The following is a 21,540-nucleotide window of genomic DNA, read 5'->3' on the forward strand; positions in this document are numbered from 1 at the left end:
TCTGTGGAAAAGGGTGTCCCGGCTCAGGACGCCTTGGGCAGGCGCACCACGAGGCCGTCAAGAGCGTCCGTCATAACGATCTGGCATCCAAGACGCGACGTCTTTTCCAGACCGAAAGCCAGATCGAGCATGTCTTCTTCGTCATCTGTCGGGGCTGAAAGCTTTTCCGCCCAGGCCGGATCGACGACCACATGACAGGTCGCGCAGGCGAGAGAGCCCTCGCAGGCACCCTCGAGTTCGATATCGTGCTTGTGAGCAATCTCGAGCACGGACAGACCGACGGGAGCATCGACTTCCTTGCGGGAGCCGTCCTGCTCAACGAAAATCATATGAGGCATGTTCTTGTTACCCTGCTTCTTCGTTACGAGGCGTGACGGGCCTCGCGTGCGACCTCTTGGAACCTGTCCAGGGCCTGCACGATCTCGCGCGTGGAGGTAAAGCGTCCCACCGATAGACGCAAGCATCGTGTCGCGTCTTTCGCGTCAAGCCCCATCGCCGTCAACACGTAAGAGGGGGCAATCTCAGCCGAACTACAGGCTGAACCGGTCGAAAGCGCGATATCAGGCAGCGCCTCGATCAGATCGCGCGCTGCATAGCCGGCAGGAAAACGCAGATTAAGCGCTCCGGGAAGCCGTGAGGCACCCGCGCCGTTGACCTCAATCCCGGGGAAAATCTCGGTCAGCCCTGCCAGGAGATCGGCGCGTAATCCTGCCAGCCGGGAGGACTCCTCGGACATAGCGGCCTGCGCAAGGCGGGCTGCCACACCGAAACCGACCACCAGTGGCGTCGGCAACGTGCCAGAACGCAGCCCCCTCTCCTGCCCACCGCCTGAAAAAAGAGGCAGAAGCCGCGTGCGTGGTCGATGTCGAACGTAAAGAGCGCCGATCCCCTTCGGCCCATAAAATTTGTGCGCCGACAGCGACATCAGATCGACTGCGTCACAGGTCAGCCTCATTTTGCCCGCTGCCTGCGCCGCATCGGTGTGGAACAAGGCTCCGGCTTGCCTGGAGAGCGCTGCAAGAGCAGCAATGTCCTGCACAACGCCGGTTTCGTTATTTGCCGTCATGATGCTGACGAGCGCTGTCGGCACTTCAAGGGCTTTGACCAGTTCCTGTAGATCGACAACGCCTGAAGGAGAGACAGGCAGAATGACAGGGTCGAACCCTTCATGGGTCAGGTCACGTACTGATTCGAGCACACATTTATGCTCTGTTGCGACCGTTATGATGCGCCTGCGCGCGCTACCCTGCCGGGCGCGATAACGCGCAGCCCCCTTGATCGCGAGGTTATTGGCTTCCGTCGCGCCCGAGGTCAGAACGATTTCTCTCGGTGACGCGCCGATAAGGGCGGCGACGTCGCCACGCGCCGTTTCAACCGCCCGGGCGGCCTTGCGACCAGCTTCATGACCCTCACTATGAGGATTGCCATAGGTCTCGGCAAACCAGGGCAGCATGGCGGCGACCACTTCAGGGTCGCACTGAGTCGTCGCCTGATTATCGAGATAGATCATGCGCCTCGTTTTCCGAGGCGGGAGGCCATTTCCCGATAAGCCGCAATAAAGCCGTCGATCTGCGCCTCGGTGATATTCCACGGAAGGGAGACACGAATGGCGCATGACGCGGTCTCGCCAAGCCCCATCGCGTAAAGAACATGAGACGCGGAAACCTTGCCCGACGAGCAGGCGGCTCCCGTCGAAACCGCGAAACCAGCGAGATCGAGCATCATGAGCTGCGTCTGGGCCGAGACGCCCGGCAAGATAAGAGACGTCGTATTAGGTAGCCGTGCTCTTTTGCGATCCCCCGTAATCATGGCCCCACATGCCAGTGCTGCCTCATCCACACGATCGCGTAGCGCAGCAATGGGCGCCCAGTTCTGGGCCAAAGCGCTCTCGAGAGCAGCAGCCATGGATGCAATCGCCGGCAGGGCTGGCGTACCACCGCGCCGTCCCCGCTCCTGCCCGCCGCCTCGCATCAGAGGCGTCACATGGCCTTCGGCACCCAGAAGAAGTGCTCCCGCCCCTTTTATCCCGCCGGCCTTGTGACCCGAAATCGCCAGACTGGTTACACCCCCGACGCTGAGCGGCTCGATCCCGTCGCCCTGACGCCCTGCCAGCTGAACGGCATCGACATGCAACCGTGCCTCATAGCGCGCGCATAGGGCTTTGATCTCTTCGATCGGGTGAAGGATGCCCGTCTCATTATTGGCGGCCATCGTGCAGACGAGAGTGGGAGGCCCCTCTCGCAACATAGCTTCAAGCGCCTCCAGACAGAGACTACCGTCTGCAAGCACCGGAAGAACCTCCCCCTTGGGCGCAGCCGCGCGCACCGCATCATGCTCGGTCGCACCGACCAAAAGACGCCGTCCTTCTCCAAAGGTATGCAGCGCAAGGTTATTGGCCTCAGTCCCGCCAGAGGTGAAGATCACCTGCTCGGACCCGGCCTGCCAGCAACGGCCAATGCTGTCTCTCGCATCTTCAAGCAGACGTCGCGCCTCGCGTCCCGGTCCATGAACGGAAGAAGGATTGCCCGTCAGACGTGCGGCATCCAGCAGAGCTTCCATCGCTCCTTCGCGCAGAATCTCCGAGGCGTTAGCATCAAGGTAAACGGTCATGAGTTTATAAATCGACCTCTGGACAACAAGTGCAAGTCAAAAACCTCACGAAAGTGAAATCGCGTTGCTTGACGATTTCTGTGGAATTTTACCCATCAGCCTCGTTATACACTGCGGCAATGATGGCGTGGTGGCTATTTCGTCGAGGCTCTTCTGCTCGTTGAAATGCCGACATTGCGTCAAGGGGATATCCGCTCGATATCCTCATCACCGTCGAGGAGCCTGTCTATGTGCGTATCAACGCCTGTCGAAGCCTTACATGGTTTTTACGCTCGACCAGATGCTCTCCCAGTACCTCTGCACTTCATGCAGCTTGGCTGACGCTTCCGCGCCATTCATCGTGAGCCGCTCTGTGTGCGGCGTGTGGCACCGTCTCGTGCCACCCGTGCATTAACGGCCTCATTCCCCCGCAATAAAAACACGTCTCTGTAACGGTGTTTCACCGTCAGCATGAGGCAAAAACGGAAGCATCTTAATGCCAGAAGTCATGTTCGCCGGCCCCGACGGCCGGTTGGAGGGTCGTTACCACCATTCTGACGAGCCCAATGCGCCGCTCGCTCTGGTCTTGCATCCACACCCGCTTCACGGCGGCACCATGAATAACCGCATCACCTACACGATGTACCGGTCATTCGAAAAAATGGGTTTTTCCGTCATGCGCTACAATTCGCGTGGCGTCGGTCGCTCACAGGGGCGCTACGATGGTGGCATTGGAGAAATTTCCGATGCGGCCGCTGCGCTCGACTGGATGCAGATGGTCAATCCGAATTCAAACGAGCTCTGGATTGCCGGTTATTCCTTCGGTGCTTTCGTTGGCATGCAGCTCCTGATGCGTCGCCCGGAAATCAGTGGCTGGATCAGCGTTGCGCCGCCAGCCAATGATTATGATTTCGGCTTTCTCGCCCCGTGTCCCTGCGGTGGACTGATGATTGCAGGCGACAAGGACGATATGGCGCCAGAACCCGGCATCAGAAAGCTGGTCGACAAGCTGAACACCCAGAAGAACGTTGAAGTCGATTATCGTATCTTCGACGGCGCCAACCACATCTTCGCCAACGAGGCAGAGAAAGTGGCCCATGCGCTTGAAGACCATGTGACAGTCATGCGCAATCGTCGCGTGCTTTCGCTGGCAGCTGATTGATCCCCTTATCTACAGGGTGATTTTTCTCAAGGCGGGAGATTTTCTCCCGCCTTTTTTATTGTCGGCCCCATGTTGTTTTCGATGAGCGGTCGGCTTGCGACCATTTTCATGCTACGACCCCCGTCCCTTACCCGTCTTTGAGTGGATCATCCGATATGGCAGAGCACGTGCTGAAAAGTCCCTTCCTGAAAGAGGCTGACGCTCGGGGCTATATTTTCCAGTGTACAGACCTCGCCGCCCTCGATGAGGCGATGAGCGCTGGACCCGTGACAGGTTATATCGGTTTCGATCCGACAGCGGACTCCCTGCATGTCGGTAACGCGCTCTCGATCATGATGCTGCGCCTCATGCAAAAGCATGGCCATCGTCCGATCGCACTTATGGGCGGCGGCACGGCAAAAATCGGCGATCCGTCTTTTCGCGATGAAGCTCGTGCCTGATGAGCCCCGAGAAGCTGGCTCATAATCTGGCCGGGATTAAAATCAGTCTATCGCAGTTTCTGAGCTTCGGCAGCGCAAGCAGTGACGCCCTTCTGGTCGATAATGCCACTTGGCTCGACAAACTCTCCTATATCGAGCTTCTTCAGGATGTCGGGGTGCATTTCTCGATCAGCCGCATGCTCTCTTTCGACAGCGTCAAGCAACGTCTCGATCGCGAGCAGGGGCTGACCTTCCTCGAATTCAATTATTCCATTCTGCAATCCTACGATTTCCGCGAACTGAACCGCCGTCATGGGGCCGTGCTCCAGATGGGCGGGTCGGATCAGTGGGGGAATATCGTGGCCGGCATCGACCTGGCACGCCGCACAGACGCAAAGCAGGTTTTCGGCCTGACAACGCCGCTCGTCACAACGTCTTCCGGGGCGAAAATGGGCAAATCGGCCAAGGGTGCAACCTGGTCAGTGCGGAAAAACTGCCTGTGTTCGAATACTGGCAGTTCTGGAGGAATACCGAGGATGCCGATGTCGGACGCTTCCTGAAATTCTTCACCGACCTCCCTGTCGAAGAATGCGAACGGCTCGGTGCCTTGCAAGGGGCGGAAATCAACGAGGCCAAGAAAATTCTCGCGACCGAAGCGACCGCCATCTGCCACGGACGCGACGCAGCCCTTGCCGCGGCTGAAACAGCGAGACAGGCGTTCGAAACGGGCAGCCTTGCCGCAGACCTGCCGTCGCGCGATCTGCCACGCGCCGAGCTCGAGGCCGGTATTCCTGCCTTCAAGCTTTTTGGAGACTCAGGTCTGGTCACCACGAACAGCGAAGCCCGACGCCTCATCCGCGGTGGTGGAGCCCGTCTAAACGATCTGCCCATCCAGGATGAAAACCGGGTCATTGGTCTTGATGATCTGGTCGAAGGAGTCCTCAAGCTCTCATCCGGCAAGAAGCGCCATCTTCTGCTGCGCCCTATCTGAACAGACCGGGACGCCTTTTCTGAACATCGTGTCATGAGCGGTCATTTTCTTTTCATGACACGGCACACTGTTTCCATACCGAAACTTCCTTCATGATCTCCTTCTCGACCACTAATTCTGGTTTCTGGAGGATCGATCGATGGGCTCTCTCCCAAAACAGTCGCCATTATGGCGTTACGCCCTGACTGATCTGGGTGGGCTCGCCTTTGCCGCGATATGGGGCATGCGCGGTCTCGCCGCTCTCAAATGGCCTCTCTGGCTCTGCATCACGCTCATCGTCGCCATCACGCTGCCTCTCACCTGGGGATTCCTGAGTCGCGACCTGCGTCTGGGACGCCCTGAAATCATTGTCGATCACGCTCTGGCAAAACGCGCCCGGCGCACCCGGATCATCATTCTTTTCGTCGCCGGGATGACGCTTTCGATGACGCATCGACAGGATCTGATGCTCGTGGTTGCAGGCTTCGTCATCGGCGCCTCCTATCTTCCGCTGGGTCGAGCCATGAAAGAGCCGGTCCATCTTCTGACCGGCGCGCTGATACTAGCAATCACCGCCTCTTCGATGCTGCTGACACAGCCTCTTCACACCATCGTGGCGGGTCTCGGTACTGCGCTTGCCTTCTGGCTTGGCGCAACACTCAGGCTCGTGCGGACCCTGCCGACAAGCGTACCCGACGGCGCGCAGATCCGGTCATGACAGGCTCGAGCCCTCTTGCCAGATCAGCCTTGCTCAGACGCGCCTCTTTCAGCATCTATCTTCTGCTCTACCCGTTGCCCTGGCTGGTACGTGGCACCACCCTCTCCGCCATTCTTGCCTTTCTGGCCGGGTTTGCCCTTTTTCTGGTGTTGCCCTTTCTGCCAGGACGCTACGCCCTGACGATAGGACTGCGCGCCTGGGTCTATGCGCTGATCGGGATCGCCCTGATGTCTTTTGACGGGTATTGGGGGGTTTTCTTCATCTCAGCCGCAGCCACTTGCGGTGCCATGCCTCGCACCGCCACCAGACTGATTTCCTTCGCAGCACTCCTCGCCGTCTGCGCAGGGACAAGCTGGTTTTTCACTCAGGACATGATCGGCACGCTGATCACGCTCATCGTTGCGACGGGCGTGCACATGACAGGCAAGCTTTCCATGGATCTGCACCGGCAGAACGAAGCCCTTGCCAAAGCCCAATCCGATATCAGAGCCCTGACCCTGATCGCTGAACGGGAACGTTTTGCGCGCGATCTGCATGACACGCTCGGTCATTCCCTGACCCTGATCGCGCTCAAATCCGAGCTCGCATTGCGCCACCTCCCCCATGCCCCGGAAGACGCGACCAAAGAACTGGTTGATATCGGCGAGAAGGCCCGTCAGGCATTATCCGAGACGAGGCTCACCGTCTCGGCCATACGCATTGCGAGCCTCGAAGCGGAGCTTGAAGGAGGCCGCAAAGCTCTGGAAGAGGCCGGTATTCAGGTCAACGTCCTTGGTCAGGCCTCCCTGATGCCCGCCTCAGCCGAGGGCGTTCTGGCCCAGATCCTGCGGGAAGCCCTGACCAATATCCTGCGCCACGCACGGGCCCAGACATGTTCGATCCGCTTTGCGCTGAATGGCCCGGGGCAGGCCATGCTCGAGATTACCGACCGCAGAGCTGACCGACTTGACGGCGAAATCCCGCTTTCATTCCGGGAAGGGAATGGTATAAGCGGAATGCGTGCCCGTCTGGCTGAAGTCGATGGCAGTCTCACCATTACGCCCCGTCACGACGGAACCACTCTCCTCATCACTTTGGGACCCCTCCATGAGACAGAAGCTGCGCCTCGTTCTGGCTGAAGATCAGGCCATGCTTCTCGATGCGTTCGAAGCCCTGCTCGCCCTCGAGCCTGACTTCGAAATTGTTGGAAAGGCTCGCAATGGCAGTGAAGCGCTCTCTCTGGTCAAGGAGCACCGTCCGGACATCCTGCTGACGGATATCGAGATGCCCGAACTTGGCGGCATCGAGCTGGCCGAGGCACTTCAGGCAGCCAAGGCGCGCACGGTTGTTGTGATCGTCACGACATTCGCCCGCGCCGGCTATATGAAACGCGCGCTCAATGCAGGGGTCAGGGGATATCTGCTTAAAGATGCCCCGCTTGCTCAGCTTTCAGAGGCGCTTCGCACTGTCGGACGCGGCGGGCGCGCCATCGACGACGCTTGCCCAAGCCGTCTGGGACGCCGCCCATGATCCACTCAATCCTCGGGACCGGGCGATCTTACGCCTCGTGGAGTCCGGCCGATCGAGCGATCAGATCGCCACTCTTTTCGACCTCTCCCCCGGAACCTTGCGGAACTGCTTTTCCGATATCATCCAGAAAATCGGGGCCAGAAACAGAGTCGAGGCCAGCCGGATCGCGCGTCAGAACGGGTGGCTCTAGCTCAGCAGGGCAACGACACGCTTTAACACGGTCGCTTCGGCATAAATCGCCTTCGCCCGCTCGCGCCCTGCCGCCCCCATCGCCTCTCGTAAAGAGCGATCGAGAACGAGCCGCGTCAAGGCGTTAGCAAGAGGCATCGCGAGCCCCGGAGGCACGAGAAGGCCTGTGTCTTCTGGATGATCTGTTCATTCGGCCCACGGATATCGGTGGCCACCACGGGTAACCCTGCCAGCATGGCCTCGATAACCGACATGGGCAGGCCCTCGAAATGGCTCGGCAGGGTAAAAATATCGGCCGCCGCCAGCAGGCGCGCCGTGTCATGACGATACCCTAGCAGGCGCAACCTGCCGCCTAGAACGGAAGCCGCCTGGGCGAATTCCTGTTCCATCGTGTCGCCGTGATCGGAGGGAAGACGGTCACCAACAACAAGGAGCACCGCTTCGGGCACTTTTTCCATCGCCCGCAGGAGTTCGGGATATCCCTTGTGCCGCACAATCCGCGATACCGCGATGATGACGACCTGATCATCACGAATTCCGAGAGATCGGCGTATGTCGGCGCGCGCAACGGCATCGGGCCTGTACTGATCAGGGTCGCGCCCATTACCGATGCCTTGCGCAAGACGATGAATGCGCCAACGACGAGCGTCCCGCGCCTCGGCTTGTGAAACGGTCATGTACCGGTCTGTCACCTGTCCTGCGACCCATTCGAGCAGAAAGGACAAGGTACGTCGCCGAAGCGAGCCGGGCTGGTTGAACAAAAAGCCATGACACGTATAGGCGATGCAGGGCACACCACACCACCACCCCGCCACACGCGCCAGAAAACCGCTGATCGGCATGTGACCATGCACGAGATCGGGTTGCACATACCTGATCAGTCGGATCAACGCTCTCAGCGCACGGAGCTGAGCCACGGGCGAAAAGGACCGCGCCATTGGGAGAGGATGAACGATAAATCCGTCGTCACGCAGCGTCTTGAGATGCTCACCTTCGGCGCAGCTCCCTCAACCGAGTGACCCGCCTCTCGCAATGCCTGCATCAGGGGATGCAGGAACTGTTTCATCGCAAAATCGACATTGGTGATTTCGAGAATACGTCGGGCGCCGGGGGCTCGTCTTCCGGGCTTCCGGCGCCGGAGCCATCCGCTCATTCGGGAACACGCTCCATCACCCATTGCACGACCTGCCTGGCCGAAGCCTGTTCGGCTTTCTGGATCGAGCCTGCCTCCTCCGGCGCATTCCCGGAGGAAACTGTCTGACCTGCCTGATCTGTGGTCGCAGAACTTTCCGCCGCAACCTCGTCAGTGGTCGCCGGGACCAGATCTGCGCGCTGTGGCCGAATGACGATCTGCAGGCTCGCAACGGGCTTCTCACCGCCAGCATAGACGCTGCGTTCCAGAGAGAGGACACCCCCCTCCTGCCGGAAGCGCCAGATCATTCCCCCGGCGCGCATCAGGACCTCGTCTCCTTCGGGCGCGAGCTCGGCCTCGACCGAGGGATGGAGGTGAAATCTGATCGCATAGGCAACGGGACGCTCACCATTGAGACATTCCTCACCGCGAAGATCCTCGCCCGTCGGCCCCAGATAGAGCCGACGCTGCCAGCTCACCCCAAAGCCCGGATACCAGCCATCGTGCTGGCCATCGAGCCAATGCGCCCCGTCCTGCGTCTGATGGCTCAGCGTGACATGAGCAGGTCGGCGCGTCACAGCGCCAGAGGCGTCGAAATCACAGCACGAGGTCTCTTCAACCACGAGCGAGGAGTGAGCTGCGGTCTCACGCAAAGCCTGCTTCCACGGAGGGGTCGCCGCACCGCCGCAATTGACGAAGAGCCGTTGACGGCCATGCGAGAATTCCAGCGAGAGCGGAGCCGCATGGGCATTGCCATCGTAACGCGCAGGCGGAGGGGGCGCCCCATCCACAAAGAGCAGCGCCTTGCCTGCCCCGATCCGCCAGAAGCCTCCATCAGGCATTGAGGCCGCCAGAAGACGCTGACGGGCCCCATATTGCATGATCCGGTCTATCTGACGGTCATCCTGCTCCTTGCTGCCATTGAAAAGGGCGAGACCGCCATCACCATGGCGCAATGCCCGAAGGACAGGACAGACACGGGCGACAGCGTTCTGCACTTTCTCGGAAGGAGGAAGCTGGGCCATACGCATGAACACGCTGATCTCTGCCAGCTCACGCGCCACTTCCATCTGCGCCTGCGGGCTCCGCTCCCGCAGCGTCCCATCAGGCAGGATCTGACGGTCCAGCTCCTGCTCGAGATAGCGATAGAAGCGTTGCAGCAGGCCGCTCTGTGAGGGAATGGCAACCCCGACGGCCAGAAGCCCCTTGAGCGCCGTGAAATTCTTCCAGCCCTGCTCTTCCAGCGGAAACATCAGCGAGATAAGGCGCCTTCAACCAGAAGGCGATCCATGACCTTTTGCCGGAAACCCTGATTGGCAGAGGCGGCGAAGAAATCGAAATGACCGAGCCAGGAAGCCACACGGGCACCTGCGGCCGAAGCGTTGAGCACAAGTGTGTCGACTGGCGGCTGATCGAGCCAACTCCCGACGATAGAGCGAGCGTAAAGTCTGGCTTCGTCACTCCCCAGAGCGCGCAGATCTCGAAGCCAGGTGAATCCTTGCAACCAGTTCCGCGTTGCTTCCGGGAGGTCGGCGTATTCCCAGTCATGCGCGCGCAGGGATAGATTGCGCCCCTCGAAACGCGCTGCACCGCTGACAAGCAATCCGCCATGATCAGGATTACCCGGCCAGATGTCACGGATCGCATGAATGGGACGATCGGGAGCACGTGCGACCCCCGGCACGCTCGAAGGAAGGCGGGCTAATGAAAGACGTGCTTCACGCGCCCAGCTTCCGAACATGTCGGTCGGCTCCCTCAATCAGAAGATCAGGACAGGCGTCCGGCCTGTCTCAAAGATGTGATTGCTTTAGCATAGTCGTCTTGGCCGTAGATGGAAGTCCCCGCAACCATCATATCTGCACCGGCCTGTGTCGCGAGGGAGGCTGTCGTCAGATCGATACCGCCATCGACGCCAATACGGATGTCACGACCGGTCGCATCGGCCATCTCCCGCAGCTTGCGAATTTTGGGGAGCTGGCTTTGCAGGAATTTCTGTCCGCCGAAACCCGGATTGACGGTCATGACCAGAATGACATCGACCAGATCGAGCAGATAATCGAGCGCTTCAGGCGGCGTACCGGGGCAGATGGCGATACCGGGCTTTTTACCAAGCGCGCGAATATGCTGGAGCGTGCGATGGACATGAGGGTTATTCTCGACATGCACGTGGATATGATCCGCCCCCGCCTTGGCGAAAGCCTCGATGAAAGCATCGGCGGGCTCGATCATCAGATGCACGTCGAATGGGCGGTCGGTGCGGTTGCGAAGAGCCGCAACCATGCCGGGACCAAACGTCATGTTGGGAACGAAATGCCCGTCCATGACATCCAGATGCAGCCAGTCGGCCCCATCACGCACCACGGCCTCGACCTCTTCGCCCATGCGGGCAAAATCGGCGCTGAGAATACTCGGAGCAATGAGTGGGGTCTTCAGCTGGGGCATTATCCTACCTTCGTTCTAGAGCAGCTCGGTTTCAGGCGCTCTTGCGGAGCCGTGCTGCAAAAAATCCATCCATTCCGCCGCGCTCAGCCCACATACCGGGATGCGTGCGGAATGTTCCCTGTTTTGTCAAAGCTTCGGGCATGGAGGCAAGCTCTTCTGCCGTAAAACGCTCGAGCACCCAGCCCCGCTTGAGCGCGGCAGCAACACGCTGGGGGCCCTCTTCATCCTGAAGCGAGCAGACCGCGTACAGCAGCACGCCGCCCGGTTTAAGCATGGCACCTGCTGCATCGATCAACAGATCCTGATCCTTGGCCAGAGCGAGCACGTCGCGCGGACGCTTGACCCAGAGCACGTCAGGGTGACGACGCAATGTCCCCGTGGCCGAACACGGGGCATCCAGCAGGACCGCATCGACTTTCTCTTCTGGTTGCCATTCGAGCGCATCGGCAATAACCATCCGCGCCTCCAGATCCAGACGATCGAGATTCTGTTGCAACCGCTTGGCGCGTGTTTCCTCGCGTTCGACAGCGATCACCTTGGCTCCGGCCACGGCGAGCTGGGCCGTTTTACCGCCAGGTGCCGCACAGAGATCGACGACACTTTGCCCGGGCTGGATATTCAGCAGACGGGCCGGCATGGTCGCCGCCGCATCCTGCACCCAGAAAGCCCCTTCGTCGAAGCCGGCCAATTCGGTCACGCGTGTTCCGGGGACAAAACGCACGCTTCCATTGGGCAGAACCTCGCCGCCTTCAGGAGCCGTCGCTCCCGGACGCAAGGTCAGATCGATCGGGGCCTCACGATGCAATCCCGCAGCGATGTCACGCGCACGGTTGCCCCAAGCGGACCAAAGCCAGGCTGGCACATCGAGACGGTCCGCATCGAGACCTTCTGACAGCTCATCACCCTCTCGCGCCACGCGCCGCAACACGGCATTGGCCAGACCTGCGAACGGAGCCAGTCCACGACGACGCAACAGAGAGACGATGGTCCCGACAGCCGCATGCGGCGGCGTTTCCAGATGACGCAGCTGGGCCACACCCATCAGAAGGGCACACCGCACGGGAGCGGGCGGTTCACGACGCAGCAAGGGCTGGAGCAGCTCCGTCATGCTGCCCATGTGACGCAGGACCGTGGCAGCGAGCCGATGCGCACTGGCCCGATCACGGGGATCGGTCAGCGGACTGCGATCGAGGGTAGTCTCCAGCATGCGCCGGTGCTCGACCACGCCGCAGAGGATATCGAAGGCAGATCGCGTGTTGGATCGGCGGGAATCTGTGAAGGTGCTTTGGACATTGCCTTGCCAATGGCATTTCGCGAAGCGGCGCGCTACCCCTTCTCGCACCCGAACAGCAACAACTTACGGAACCGGCCATGTCAAACGACACGCTTTCCTCCCGTCTCGACGGCATCCGCACCCGCATCGCCCGCGCCAGCGAGGCCGCGCATCGCCCGCAAGGCGACGTCAGGCTTGTCGCCGTCAGCAAGTTTCATCCCGCCAGCGCCATCGAACAGGCCTTGAAAGCAGGACAACGGCTCTTTGGCGAAAACCGGGTGCAGGAAGCAAAAGACAAGTTTCCCGCGCTGCGGGAGCAATGGCCGGATCTGCGTCTTCACATCATCGGCAGCCTACAAACGAACAAGGCGGCAGAGGCCTGTCGTCTCGCCGATGTCATCGAGTCCGTCGATCGACCCGCTCTTGTCGATGCCCTCTCACGCGCGGCTGACCGGGCCGGTCGGCTCCCCGACCTCTTCGTTCAGGTCAATACAGGTGACGAGCCCCAAAAATCCGGCATCCCGCGTCAGGAGGCGGATGCGTTTATCGCCTCATGCAAGGCGCGCTTTGGCGGCTCCCTGAAAGGCGTCATGTGCATCCCTCCTGAAGGCGAAGACCCGAGCTCTCATTTTGCCTTTCTGGCTCAGCTTGCACATGGACACGAATTAACCGAGTGCTCGATGGGCATGTCGGCCGACTTCGAAACAGCGATTGGACAGGGGGCCACGCTCGTCAGGGTCGGCACGGCCATCTTCGGTAGCCGCCCGACGGCCTGATTTCTGCCATTATTGATCCACGCCATGCTTGCAGTCGCCGGAATAACCATCGTATGGCAAGCCTTATGTCACTGATCGCTCACATCTATGTGTGCCACGCAGCGAGCTTGCCATGAGTGGGAATAAAAATGACAGACAGGCCTGACGGACAGCCAGGTTCGGCTAACGCTGGCGCCCCTCAGGGTGTGAAGATAGCGACCGGCGAACAGGGCCCGATCCGTGAGTTTGGTGCAACCGGAAACCCGCACAAGAAGGCACCGGTAGGACTGGCCGGTCTTCTGGGTGTTCTCGGCGTCGTTTATGGCGATATCGGCACGAGCCGCTTTATGCCTTTCAGGCCTCGGTCCAGATCGTCGGTTCGATCCGTCACCCTGCGGAACGCTGGGAAATCATGGGCATCGAAAGCCTGATTTTCTGGGCGCTGATGCTGGTTGTCACACTCAAATACGTCATGCTTGTGATGCGCGCCGACCATGATGGAGAAGGCGGGATCATCGCGCTGATGTCGCTGGCCCAGCGCGTCTGCAAATCGCCCAGATTCCGGTGGATTTTTGGTATCATCGGCATTGGCGGTGCCTGCCTCTTCTTCGGTGACGGCATCATCACCCCAGCGGTCTCTGTCCTCTCGGCCATTGAGGGAATCGAGGTCTCCGTCCCCTCGGCGTCGCATATCATCATCCCTGTCGCCATCATGATCCTGATCGCCCTGTTCAGTGCGCAGGCGTTGGGCACAGGCAAGATCGGCCGCGCTTTCGGACCGATCATGATGGTGTGGTTTCTGACGCTGGCGGTGATGGGCATACATTCCATCGCACAGACACCGGCCATTCTTGCCGCGCTCTCTCCTTTTTACGCAGCGCAGTTCGTTTTCTATCACGGCTGGCTCGCCTTTATCGCGCTGGGATCGGTTGTGCTTGCCGTGACAGGGGCCGAAGCACTTTACGCCGATATGGGGCATTTCGGACGCGCGCCGATCCGTTATGCATGGCTCTTCTTCGTTCTGCCCTCACTGACCCTGAACTATCTCGGTCAGGGCGCCCTGTTGCTCCGCAATCCTGCAGCCCTGCAAAACCCGTTCTTTCATCTCGCTCCGGGATGGGCGCAGATCCCGCTTCTGTTTCTGGCAACGATGGCGACGGTCATCGCCAGCCAGGCGGGAATTTCGGGCGGGTTCTCTTTGTGCCGACAGCTCATCCAGCTCGGTTACCTGCCTCGCATGCGGATCACCCATACCAATGCGGCTGAAGAAGCGCAGATCTATCTGCCTGTCTTTAACTGGGTGCTGGCCATCGGTTCGATCCTGTTGGTGATCTCGTTCCGCTCCTCCTCTGCTCTGGCAGCGGCCTACGGTATCGCCGTGACCGGCACCTTCATGTGCACAGCCATCCTCGCCATGGTGGTTTTTCGCCGCGTCTTCAAATGGAGCGCGCCTCTGGCGGGTCTCGTCTTCGGGTTCTTCCTTCTCAGCGACGGCACCTTCTTTGCCGCCAATGTCCTGAAAATCCCCGATGGAGGATGGGTGCCGCTCGCGATCGGAGTCTCGGCGACCATTCTCATGACGACCTGGTCACGAGGGCGCAGCCTCATCCGAGCCCGTCAATCGTCCGACTCCCTGCCCATGGCGTCCTTCCTCGCACGCCTGCCGCAGTCGCGCACAGTGCGCGTTCCCGGCATGGCTGTCTTCCTGACGGCCAATCCAGATACAGTGCCGACCTGCCTTTTACACAACCTCAAGCATAACAAGGTGCTGCACGACCACGTTCTCTTCGTGACCGTGCAAAACCTCGACCAGCCGGAAGCCGAGCGGGGTCACCGCGCCATGGTGCAGGAGCTGGCACCCAATATCTATCGGGTGATCATCCGTTACGGCTTTATGGAGATGCCCAATCTCCCAAGAGCGCTTGAAGAACTGAATGCGGCCGGGGTCGAGTTCGATGCCATTCAGGCGTCCTATTTCGTCTCGCGCGAACTCGTCGTGCGTTCTTCACTGCCAAAACTGTCGATTTGGCGCATGTGGCTGTTCCTTGTGATGGTCCGCAATGCGACCTCCAGCACCGAGTTCTTCCGTATCCCACCGGATCGCGTGGTCGAGCTGGGCGTGAGGATTGCAATCTGAGCGATCTGACGCCGCTTTCGCTCTATGTGCATTGGCCGTTCTGTCTGGCAAAATGCCCCTATTGCGACTTCAACTCGCATGTCCGCGACGAGATTCCGCATGAGCGCTTTACGGCAGCTCTGAAGCAGGAGCTCGCATCGGATGCCGCGCGCACCGGCCGCCGCCCCTTGCGCTCGATTTTTTTTGGTGGCGGTACACCTTCGCTAATGAAGCCGGAGACCGTGGCGACGCTGATCGAAGACGCGCGACAGCTCTTTGACGCGCCTGACGATCTGGAAATCACGCTCGAAGCCAATCCGACGAGCGTCGAACGGGGCAAACTCGCTGCTTTTCGCGAAGCAGGCGTCAATCGTGTCTCTCTAGGTATCCAGAGTCTCGACGAAGGCGCCTTGCGCTTTCTGGGTCGCGAACATTCTGCCTCTCAGGCCATTGCCGCACTCGAGACAGCGCGAACGCTTTTCCCCCGTCTGTCCTTCGATCTGATCTACGCACGGCCTGAGCAGACACTTGCGGCCTGGGAAGCGGAACTGCACCGCGCCCTCGATCTCGCCTCCGATCATCTCTCGCTCTACCAACTCACAATCGAGCAGGGCACGAAATTCGAAGGGCTCTATCGTCAAGGGCAGTTTGTCCTGCCCGAGAATGACGATGCGGCGCTTCTCTATGAAAAGACGGCCGAGATCGCTGCCGAACACGGTCTGATCGATTATGAAATCTCTAATTATGCCCGTCCCGGTGCAGAGAGCCGGCACAATCTGACCTATTGGCGCTATCAGGACTATATCGGAATCGGTCCTGGTGCTCATGGACGCCTGACCCTGGAGGGGGCGTTGCATGCCACGCGTCGCCATCGTGCGCCCGAAATCTGGGCGGACCGGGTCGAGCAACGCGGCAATGGTTCGACCGAGGAAGTCCCTCTCTCCGTGGAAGAACGCGGACGCGAAGCCTTGCTCATGGGATTACGACTGCGTGAAGGTATTGCGCTCGACTGGTTTGCCGAGCGTTCGGGCCGCCCCCTCGAGGCGTGTGTCGATCCGGTCATTCTCGAAGCAGCGCTTGCCGAAGGGTACCTGATCCAGACCGATCAGCGCCTGATCGCCACAAATGAAGGGCGCGTAAGGCTCGAAGCCTTGCTGGGTGCCCTCGTTCTCTGATCTGTCTGCGGTCTCGAGAAGGAATTAATCTCAACTCAGCCGGAACGAAGCGACCGACCGGATACTTTCCTTGTCGAGCCAATGCTCTAGAAGCGTTCTTCGGGGATCCCTCCCCCTTTGTTGGAGTACGAGTTTTCCATGCGTCGTTTTCTTGCCAGTCTGGCTCTTGCAGCCGTCACGATCGGCTCGGCTCATGCCGAGACCCCTACCGGCCCCGAACTGGTCATCGCCGATAATGACTATCTGGGCCCGGGCGGCTCCAACATCCAGTCCGTCATCCCTCTTCTGAACAACCCCAGACTCAAACCGCTCGGGTTGACTGTGGTCGCCGGTGACGACTGGGAGAATGCAGAGAGCGCGCGCATCCGCCGGTTTCTGGAGATTTCGGGCCATCGCGATGTTCCGGTCTATGACGGCGCGACCCAGCCTTTGATCAACACCGTGGCGCTCACCCGCCTGCGGGAACAGCAATTCGGCACGCTTCCCTGGAAGCGCCTGGGGCGGGCTTGGCTCCATGAGCAAGACTCCGGACACGCAGCCCGCGATTGCCACCACCCCTGACGGTGCTCCCGCCCTTCAGCCGCAGGGCATCCCGGCCGCGCTGTTCATGATCCAGCAGGTTCATGCTCATCCCCATCAGGTGACGATCCTCGAGGCAGGTCCCATGACCAATCTCGCCCTCGCCATTCGTCTGGATCCGAGCTTTGCCAGCACTGCCAAACAGCTCGTTTTCATGGGCGGCTATCTCGACCTCTCGATGATGTCAGTCACGGGGAATGCCGATAACGGCTCCGATTTCAATCTCATCTTCGACCCGGAGGCCGCTCACATCACGCTGACAGCGCCCTGGGCGCGCATCACCTCGGTAGCGAATGTCTCCAATGATGTTGTGCTTTCGAAAGATGAGGTCGACTCAATCGCCAAGAATCACAAGACACCGGTTACTGACTATCTGGTGAAATACTATGTGCCTCTGGCCATGTGGGACGAGGTGACGAGCGCTATCGTCGCAGACCCCTCTTTGGTCACCAAGACCCAGGATGCCTACATGGATGTCGAAACCGGCAAGGGTATTGGCTACGGTCACGCCTATGTCTGGCCCGACTCACTCGCGCCCAAAGCCATGGGGGTTCGCAAGGTCAGAATTGTACAGGCCATCGACAAGGCCCGCTTCAAGAAGCAATACGCCGTCTGGGCGCAAGGGCTGATGGGAAAACACTGAGCCTTGCTGCACATCATCAAGCTTGTCGTCGGGTGTACGACGCTCGACGAACTTGCCGCCTGGATGCAGCGCGGTGAGCGTGTGGAAGGGTATGGAGTCATCCGTACCCGCACCATGCCCAAACAGGCAGACGAGATCAGCGGTCAGGGCTCACTCTATCGCGTGATGGGTGGGTTGATCCTGTGTCGTCAGCCTGTTGTCGGGTTCAGACCGTTCACGCGTCCTGACGGACAGCTCGGCACGCATATTCTGGTGACCGACGAGATTATCCCGGTTCATCCACGGGCCATGCGACCGTTTCAGGGCTGGCGTTATCTCAAGCCCGACGACGCTCCGGCAGATCTCGGAACTTCGGCGACAATCTCCGGGATTGAGGAGCTGCCTGCCGCCTTACGCCGTAGCCTCTCCGAGCTGTGCCTGATCTGAGGTTCCCCTGCCTCTGCTGACACGCTGCAGGAATATCTCGTCCTGCAACAGCCCTGTGATCTCATCGAGAGGCTCCCCTCGCTCAAGATCCCGCTCAACCTTCTCGAAACAGGAAGCTTCCTGAAGGTTCGGCGCTCGTAGCCCGTTTTGCATGTCAAAGCGATATAGGGTCAGCTCACCACTCAGACGCCGCAGGGCTCTCAGTGTCTCCTGCCGGGCCAGCGAAGCATCGTCATGAAGCTGCGTCGCAAGCCCCCCGAAGAGAGGCAGGCCTCCTCGTGAGAACTCAGCTGCAATCGTCGCGGTGCCCGCCTGACGTTGCGCCTTGTCGGTCTCACTAGGCTGCGTGTCACCCCGCAGAACCAGTTTGGCATAATTGAAATTTGCAATGATCGCCCGTTTCAGAAGAGCATCGCGATCTACATCGTTGCGCTGCGGCCAAAGAACTAGAACGCATAAAAGGGCGATCCCACTGCCAATCAGATTATCGAGCACCCGGGCCCAGATAATTCCCCCTCCCGGCGTCACGGCCTCGGCAATCACAACGACCAGGCCGGTCAGGAAAAAGACTAGCATCGTATAATTGACGGCGCGCGTCGCAATCGCGGCCAGAGAGAGAAAGACCGCGATACCCAGCAATGCTGGCTTCCCAGGCAGAAAAAGCGCGCAGAGTGCGGCGAGCAGACTTCCACCGATGCTCCCGATAACGCGCTCGACGCTCCTCACGAGCGTGAGATTCCCGGCTGGCTGCATGACGAGCAATGCGGCAATCAGCGCCCAATAAGAAAACCCTTCCCCACCATAGAGGCAGACAATCTCCGTCAGGGTCAAAGCCAGAGACAACCGCAAGGCGTGACGCCATATGGCAGGCGTCAACGTTCGCAGATCGCTTGCCTCTGCGATTTCGGCCTCATGGTGACGACGGGAACACACGACGATCAGGTGTTCGAATGCTTCAGCGCAGGCAAGGATCGGCCTCGCATGGGTCCCCCCACCAAGGCGGGCCTTTCTTACGAGCGTCTCAATCACCTGACCCAGAATTGTGAAATCTGGCTCGGGACGCGCAACCTGACGCATACATTCATGGCACGCCATTCCGAGGCGCATCAGAAGCGGTTGTAATTCGGTACCAAGGAGGCCGGATTGTGCCTGATGCTCAAGGGCAAGAAGTGCTGTGAAGACACGTTCAGCCGTCATCAAGGCCGCTTCCATACGACGTCTCAGGCGAAAATTCCCGTGTCGCGCATCGAGCACCATCACCATGGAGCGGGCTCGTTCGATGGCGTTTCGCGCTGCCTGCCGATGCACCGTCTCCCGCAGCCGTCCAGCCGAAAGCTCTCGTGCCATCAAATCGAGAATATAAAAGGTTGCCGTCAGACTCCGTCTGGCTGGCGCGTAAGGATGCTGTCGCCACAACACAAGGCAAAACAGCATCGCCAGCGCGCCGCCAGAAAAGAACAGTCCGGAGATTTCGGCAGCGCGCCAGACAGAGACGGGAAACCCGGTCGCTGCCATGGCCGCACATCCAGCCAGCACCCAGAGCTGCATGACGGCAGGCGAGAAAGCACGGGCGAGACCACACCCCAGACCGACAAGAGCCACGAGCGCAGGATCGCGACGGGACCGAAAATGCTCAATGAGGAGACCGTGAAGACCAGCCCCGTCCCTGCCAGGGTAAATCCGCCGAGCACCTGAAACCGCTCTCGATGAGGCCCACCGGGGTCGATCAGACACGCCCAGAAGCAGGCAAAAGCGATCCAGGCCAGTATCGGCTGATCGAAAAAAAGGGACGGGCTGAGGGCAAGCGCGGTCACGACAGCCGCGCGCGCGCCCTCGTGAAGGCTCAACTGTTCCGGCGAAAGCGTAATCGCATAACGCGCGAGATGATTGGTGGAAGAGGTCAGGAGAGAGGCAAAGGGGCGTTTGGCTGAAAGTCGGGTTGGCCCCTTCACCATGCCGTAACGCTCCTTTGCAAAAGAGGGGCTTTTAGCGCCCCGTCATGATCTGCTCGACCAGCTCTCTGACTGTCGGCGTGAAGCCGGAAGCATAAAACGGATCGGTTCCGAAACGCCATGCATTGGTGCCACCAAACATGAGGTTATTGTCGACAACAGCATCTGCTGCCGCCTGACCTGCGCTGTCATCGGAATGCGCGATGTCCTGCAAACTCTTCTGAATGCAGAAAGAGCGCGGATCGGCCTTGGCACCATTGGTGTAGTTCGGCCCCCGCTGGCTCCAGTTGGAGAAGCGGCACTCCGACAGACAGCCCATGCAGGCTACCTGCTCGGCCACGATCACGCGGCTCTCCTCAGGCGTCACGAACACCAGAGTCGAATCCGGCGTGCGCATAGCCTCGGTATACCCTGCCCGCTCCCATGCCAGAACATGCTCACGATCGGTCGCCGTCATGAAAACCTCACGCTTGCGTGCGCCAATTCCATGTCCTGTATCATGCTCGCCAACGGGCTCGCTGCTATAGGCAACCTGACGCTCTGAACGGCCCCGCAGATTTTGCATGAAGCTGTTGTTCACGGCAGAGGAATAAAATCCGGTCGGCGAAAAGCGATTGAGATAGACATCGCCTTCCTTGAGGTCACGCAGGCGTCGCTTCCAGGCATCGGGGATCGGGCTTTCCTGCGTCAGCAGCGGACGTGTGCCGAACTGGAAGACGATCGGGCCGATCTCGGGATTATTGAACCAGTGCTCCCACTCCTCGAGCCACCAGACACCACCGGCCATGATGATTGGCACGGCCTGAAGACCGAACTGGTTCATCGCCTTGCGCAGCGCCGCGACACGGGGATACGGATCCTCGGGAAGGAGCGGGTTCTCGGTGTTCGACAGTCCGTTATGACCACCGGCGCGCCAGGGATCTTCATAAACGACCGCTCCAAGAAGCTCTGCCGTTTTATGATAGGCGCGCTTCCACAGGGCGTTGAATGCCCGTGCCGAGGAGACAATTGGATAATAATGCACGTTGTGCCGTGCAGCGATCTCCGAGAGGCGATAGGGCATGCCTGCGCCGCAGGTCAGGCCATCGATCAGACCGGGGGCCTGTTCGAGGATACCTTCGATCACCAGCTCGGCGCCGCCCATCTCCCAGAGGAGATTGGCATTGATCATGCCGTTGCCACCGGCAATCTCGCGCGCGATTTTAACCTGCGTGATACCGCCTTCAATCGCATAGCGAATCAGCTCTTCATGCCGCTCACGTCGGGTACGGCCTGAATAGGTCTGGGGTATGCGGTTGCCATCAGCATCGTAGCTATCGGCGTTGACGGCAGAAACCGTGCCTACGCCGCCAGCTGCGGCCCAATGGCCAGCAGAAATACCAGTCGAGACCGAAACACCTTTCCCGCCCTCAACAAGGGGAAGAACGTCTCGGCCCGCCATGCGGACGGTATCAATCGACATCATAATCTGTGTAGTACTCCGAGAAGAGC

Annotated in this window: 17 protein-coding genes and 5 pseudogenes; 11 read left to right on the forward strand and 11 right to left on the reverse strand. The window is 59.8% G+C overall.

Annotated features, from left to right (window positions below; translation table 11 throughout):
- Positions 1 to 23: 23 nt before the first annotated feature.
- From JCM15831_RS09030 to JCM15831_RS09040, 3 genes are read right to left on the reverse strand one after another with little or no spacing between them, the layout of a single operon-like run.
- Positions 24 to 338, reverse strand: a complete 315-nt coding sequence (locus JCM15831_RS09030; protein WP_025824029.1) for a ferredoxin family 2Fe-2S iron-sulfur cluster binding protein — start codon at positions 336 to 338, stop codon at positions 24 to 26.
- A 23-nt stretch (positions 339 to 361) separates the two neighbouring features.
- A complete protein-coding gene (locus tag JCM15831_RS09035) occupies positions 362 to 1,510 on the reverse strand; it encodes a cysteine desulfurase family protein (protein WP_025824030.1) in 1,149 nt (382 codons plus the stop codon).
- Positions 1,507 to 2,610, reverse strand: coding sequence for a cysteine desulfurase family protein (locus tag JCM15831_RS09040; protein WP_025824031.1), 1,104 nt, complete (start codon positions 2,608 to 2,610; stop codon positions 1,507 to 1,509). Before JCM15831_RS09040 ends, JCM15831_RS09035 begins: the two co-directional genes overlap by 4 nt.
- A gap of 475 nt (positions 2,611 to 3,085) precedes the next feature.
- Here JCM15831_RS09040 and JCM15831_RS09045 point away from each other — a divergent pair, with 475 nt between their 5' ends.
- From JCM15831_RS09045 to JCM15831_RS22670, 6 genes and pseudogenes are all read left to right on the forward strand, one after another.
- Positions 3,086 to 3,751 carry an alpha/beta hydrolase gene (locus JCM15831_RS09045; RefSeq protein ID WP_025824032.1) on the forward strand — a complete coding sequence of 222 codons (666 nt, stop codon included), beginning with the start codon at positions 3,086 to 3,088 and terminating at the stop codon, positions 3,749 to 3,751.
- Between the two features lie 155 nt (positions 3,752 to 3,906).
- Positions 3,907 to 5,161 (forward strand): annotated as a pseudogene (tyrS, locus tag JCM15831_RS17870) (tyrosine--tRNA ligase).
- A 139-nt stretch (positions 5,162 to 5,300) separates the two neighbouring features.
- The gene (locus JCM15831_RS09055) at positions 5,301 to 5,858 is read left to right on the forward strand and encodes a hypothetical protein (protein ID WP_025824033.1); all 558 of its coding nucleotides are present in this window, start codon (positions 5,301 to 5,303) and stop codon (positions 5,856 to 5,858) included.
- On the forward strand, positions 5,855 to 6,976 hold the full coding sequence (locus JCM15831_RS09060; RefSeq protein WP_025824034.1) for a sensor histidine kinase: 1,122 nt from the start codon (positions 5,855 to 5,857) through the stop codon (positions 6,974 to 6,976). Before JCM15831_RS09055 ends, JCM15831_RS09060 begins: the two co-directional genes overlap by 4 nt.
- The gene (locus tag JCM15831_RS17875; protein WP_232228086.1) at positions 6,945 to 7,367 is read left to right on the forward strand and encodes a response regulator; all 423 of its coding nucleotides are present in this window, start codon (positions 6,945 to 6,947) and stop codon (positions 7,365 to 7,367) included. Before JCM15831_RS09060 ends, JCM15831_RS17875 begins: the two co-directional genes overlap by 32 nt.
- Positions 7,267 to 7,557 carry a helix-turn-helix domain-containing protein gene (locus JCM15831_RS22670; RefSeq protein ID WP_232228087.1) on the forward strand — a complete coding sequence of 97 codons (291 nt, stop codon included), beginning with the start codon at positions 7,267 to 7,269 and terminating at the stop codon, positions 7,555 to 7,557. Before JCM15831_RS17875 ends, JCM15831_RS22670 begins: the two co-directional genes overlap by 101 nt.
- Here JCM15831_RS22670 and JCM15831_RS17880 read toward each other — a convergent pair.
- The 5 genes and pseudogenes from JCM15831_RS17880 to JCM15831_RS17890 all read right to left on the reverse strand — a co-directional run bounded on the left by JCM15831_RS17880 (position 7,554) and on the right by JCM15831_RS17890 (position 12,423).
- A pseudogene (locus tag JCM15831_RS17880) lies at positions 7,554 to 8,709 on the reverse strand (glycosyltransferase family 4 protein). The gene JCM15831_RS22670 and the pseudogene JCM15831_RS17880 sit on opposite strands and share 4 nt — an antisense overlap.
- On the reverse strand, positions 8,706 to 9,941 hold the full coding sequence (locus JCM15831_RS17885) for a heparinase II/III family protein (protein ID WP_051528410.1): 1,236 nt from the start codon (positions 9,939 to 9,941) through the stop codon (positions 8,706 to 8,708). The pseudogene JCM15831_RS17880 and the gene JCM15831_RS17885 overlap by 4 nt, the downstream one beginning before the upstream one ends.
- On the reverse strand, positions 9,941 to 10,429 hold the full coding sequence (locus JCM15831_RS20200; protein ID WP_051528411.1) for a hypothetical protein: 489 nt from the start codon (positions 10,427 to 10,429) through the stop codon (positions 9,941 to 9,943). The genes JCM15831_RS17885 and JCM15831_RS20200 overlap by 1 nt, the downstream gene beginning before the upstream one ends.
- 26 nt (positions 10,430 to 10,455) lie before the next feature.
- Positions 10,456 to 11,130: a ribulose-phosphate 3-epimerase gene (rpe, locus tag JCM15831_RS09080; RefSeq protein WP_025824035.1), complete on the reverse strand. Its 675-nt coding sequence runs from the start codon at positions 11,128 to 11,130 to the stop codon at positions 10,456 to 10,458.
- Between the two features lie 31 nt (positions 11,131 to 11,161).
- Positions 11,162 to 12,423: pseudogene (locus JCM15831_RS17890) on the reverse strand (RsmB/NOP family class I SAM-dependent RNA methyltransferase).
- A 78-nt stretch (positions 12,424 to 12,501) separates the two neighbouring features.
- On the opposite strand from JCM15831_RS17890, the gene JCM15831_RS09090 reads away from it, so the two are divergent.
- The 5 genes and pseudogenes from JCM15831_RS09090 to JCM15831_RS09110 all read left to right on the forward strand — a co-directional run bounded on the left by JCM15831_RS09090 (position 12,502) and on the right by JCM15831_RS09110 (position 18,097).
- Positions 12,502 to 13,179, forward strand: coding sequence for a YggS family pyridoxal phosphate-dependent enzyme (locus tag JCM15831_RS09090; RefSeq protein ID WP_025824036.1), 678 nt, complete (start codon positions 12,502 to 12,504; stop codon positions 13,177 to 13,179).
- Between the two features lie 128 nt (positions 13,180 to 13,307).
- Positions 13,308 to 15,295: pseudogene (locus tag JCM15831_RS17895) on the forward strand (potassium transporter Kup).
- Positions 15,296 to 15,300: 5 nt separating this feature from the next.
- Complete coding sequence (hemW, locus tag JCM15831_RS17900) at positions 15,301 to 16,449, forward strand: radical SAM family heme chaperone HemW (protein WP_035774203.1); 1,149 nt, start codon at positions 15,301 to 15,303, stop codon at positions 16,447 to 16,449.
- Positions 16,450 to 16,587: 138 nt separating this feature from the next.
- A pseudogene (locus tag JCM15831_RS17905) lies at positions 16,588 to 17,671 on the forward strand (nucleoside hydrolase).
- 3 nt (positions 17,672 to 17,674) lie between these two features.
- Positions 17,675 to 18,097, forward strand: a complete 423-nt coding sequence (locus JCM15831_RS09110; protein WP_025824037.1) for a DUF1489 family protein — start codon at positions 17,675 to 17,677, stop codon at positions 18,095 to 18,097.
- Here JCM15831_RS09110 and JCM15831_RS17910 read toward each other — a convergent pair.
- The 3 genes from JCM15831_RS17910 to JCM15831_RS09120 are packed head-to-tail and all read right to left on the reverse strand — an operon-like array spanning position 18,062 to position 21,514.
- The gene (locus JCM15831_RS17910) at positions 18,062 to 19,531 is read right to left on the reverse strand and encodes an FUSC family protein (RefSeq protein ID WP_306301833.1); all 1,470 of its coding nucleotides are present in this window, start codon (positions 19,529 to 19,531) and stop codon (positions 18,062 to 18,064) included. The genes JCM15831_RS09110 and JCM15831_RS17910 overlap by 36 nt on opposite strands.
- On the reverse strand, positions 19,471 to 20,052 hold the full coding sequence (locus tag JCM15831_RS22675) for a hypothetical protein (protein ID WP_232228088.1): 582 nt from the start codon (positions 20,050 to 20,052) through the stop codon (positions 19,471 to 19,473). The genes JCM15831_RS17910 and JCM15831_RS22675 overlap by 61 nt, the downstream gene beginning before the upstream one ends.
- Positions 20,053 to 20,083: 31 nt before the next feature.
- Positions 20,084 to 21,514: an NAD(P)H-dependent flavin oxidoreductase gene (locus JCM15831_RS09120; protein WP_025824038.1), complete on the reverse strand. Its 1,431-nt coding sequence runs from the start codon at positions 21,512 to 21,514 to the stop codon at positions 20,084 to 20,086.
- Between the last annotated feature and the right edge of the window lie 26 nt (positions 21,515 to 21,540).

This window comes from Asaia astilbis JCM 15831, assembly GCF_000613845.1.
Classification (GTDB): Bacteria; Pseudomonadota; Alphaproteobacteria; order Acetobacterales; family Acetobacteraceae; genus Asaia; species Asaia astilbis.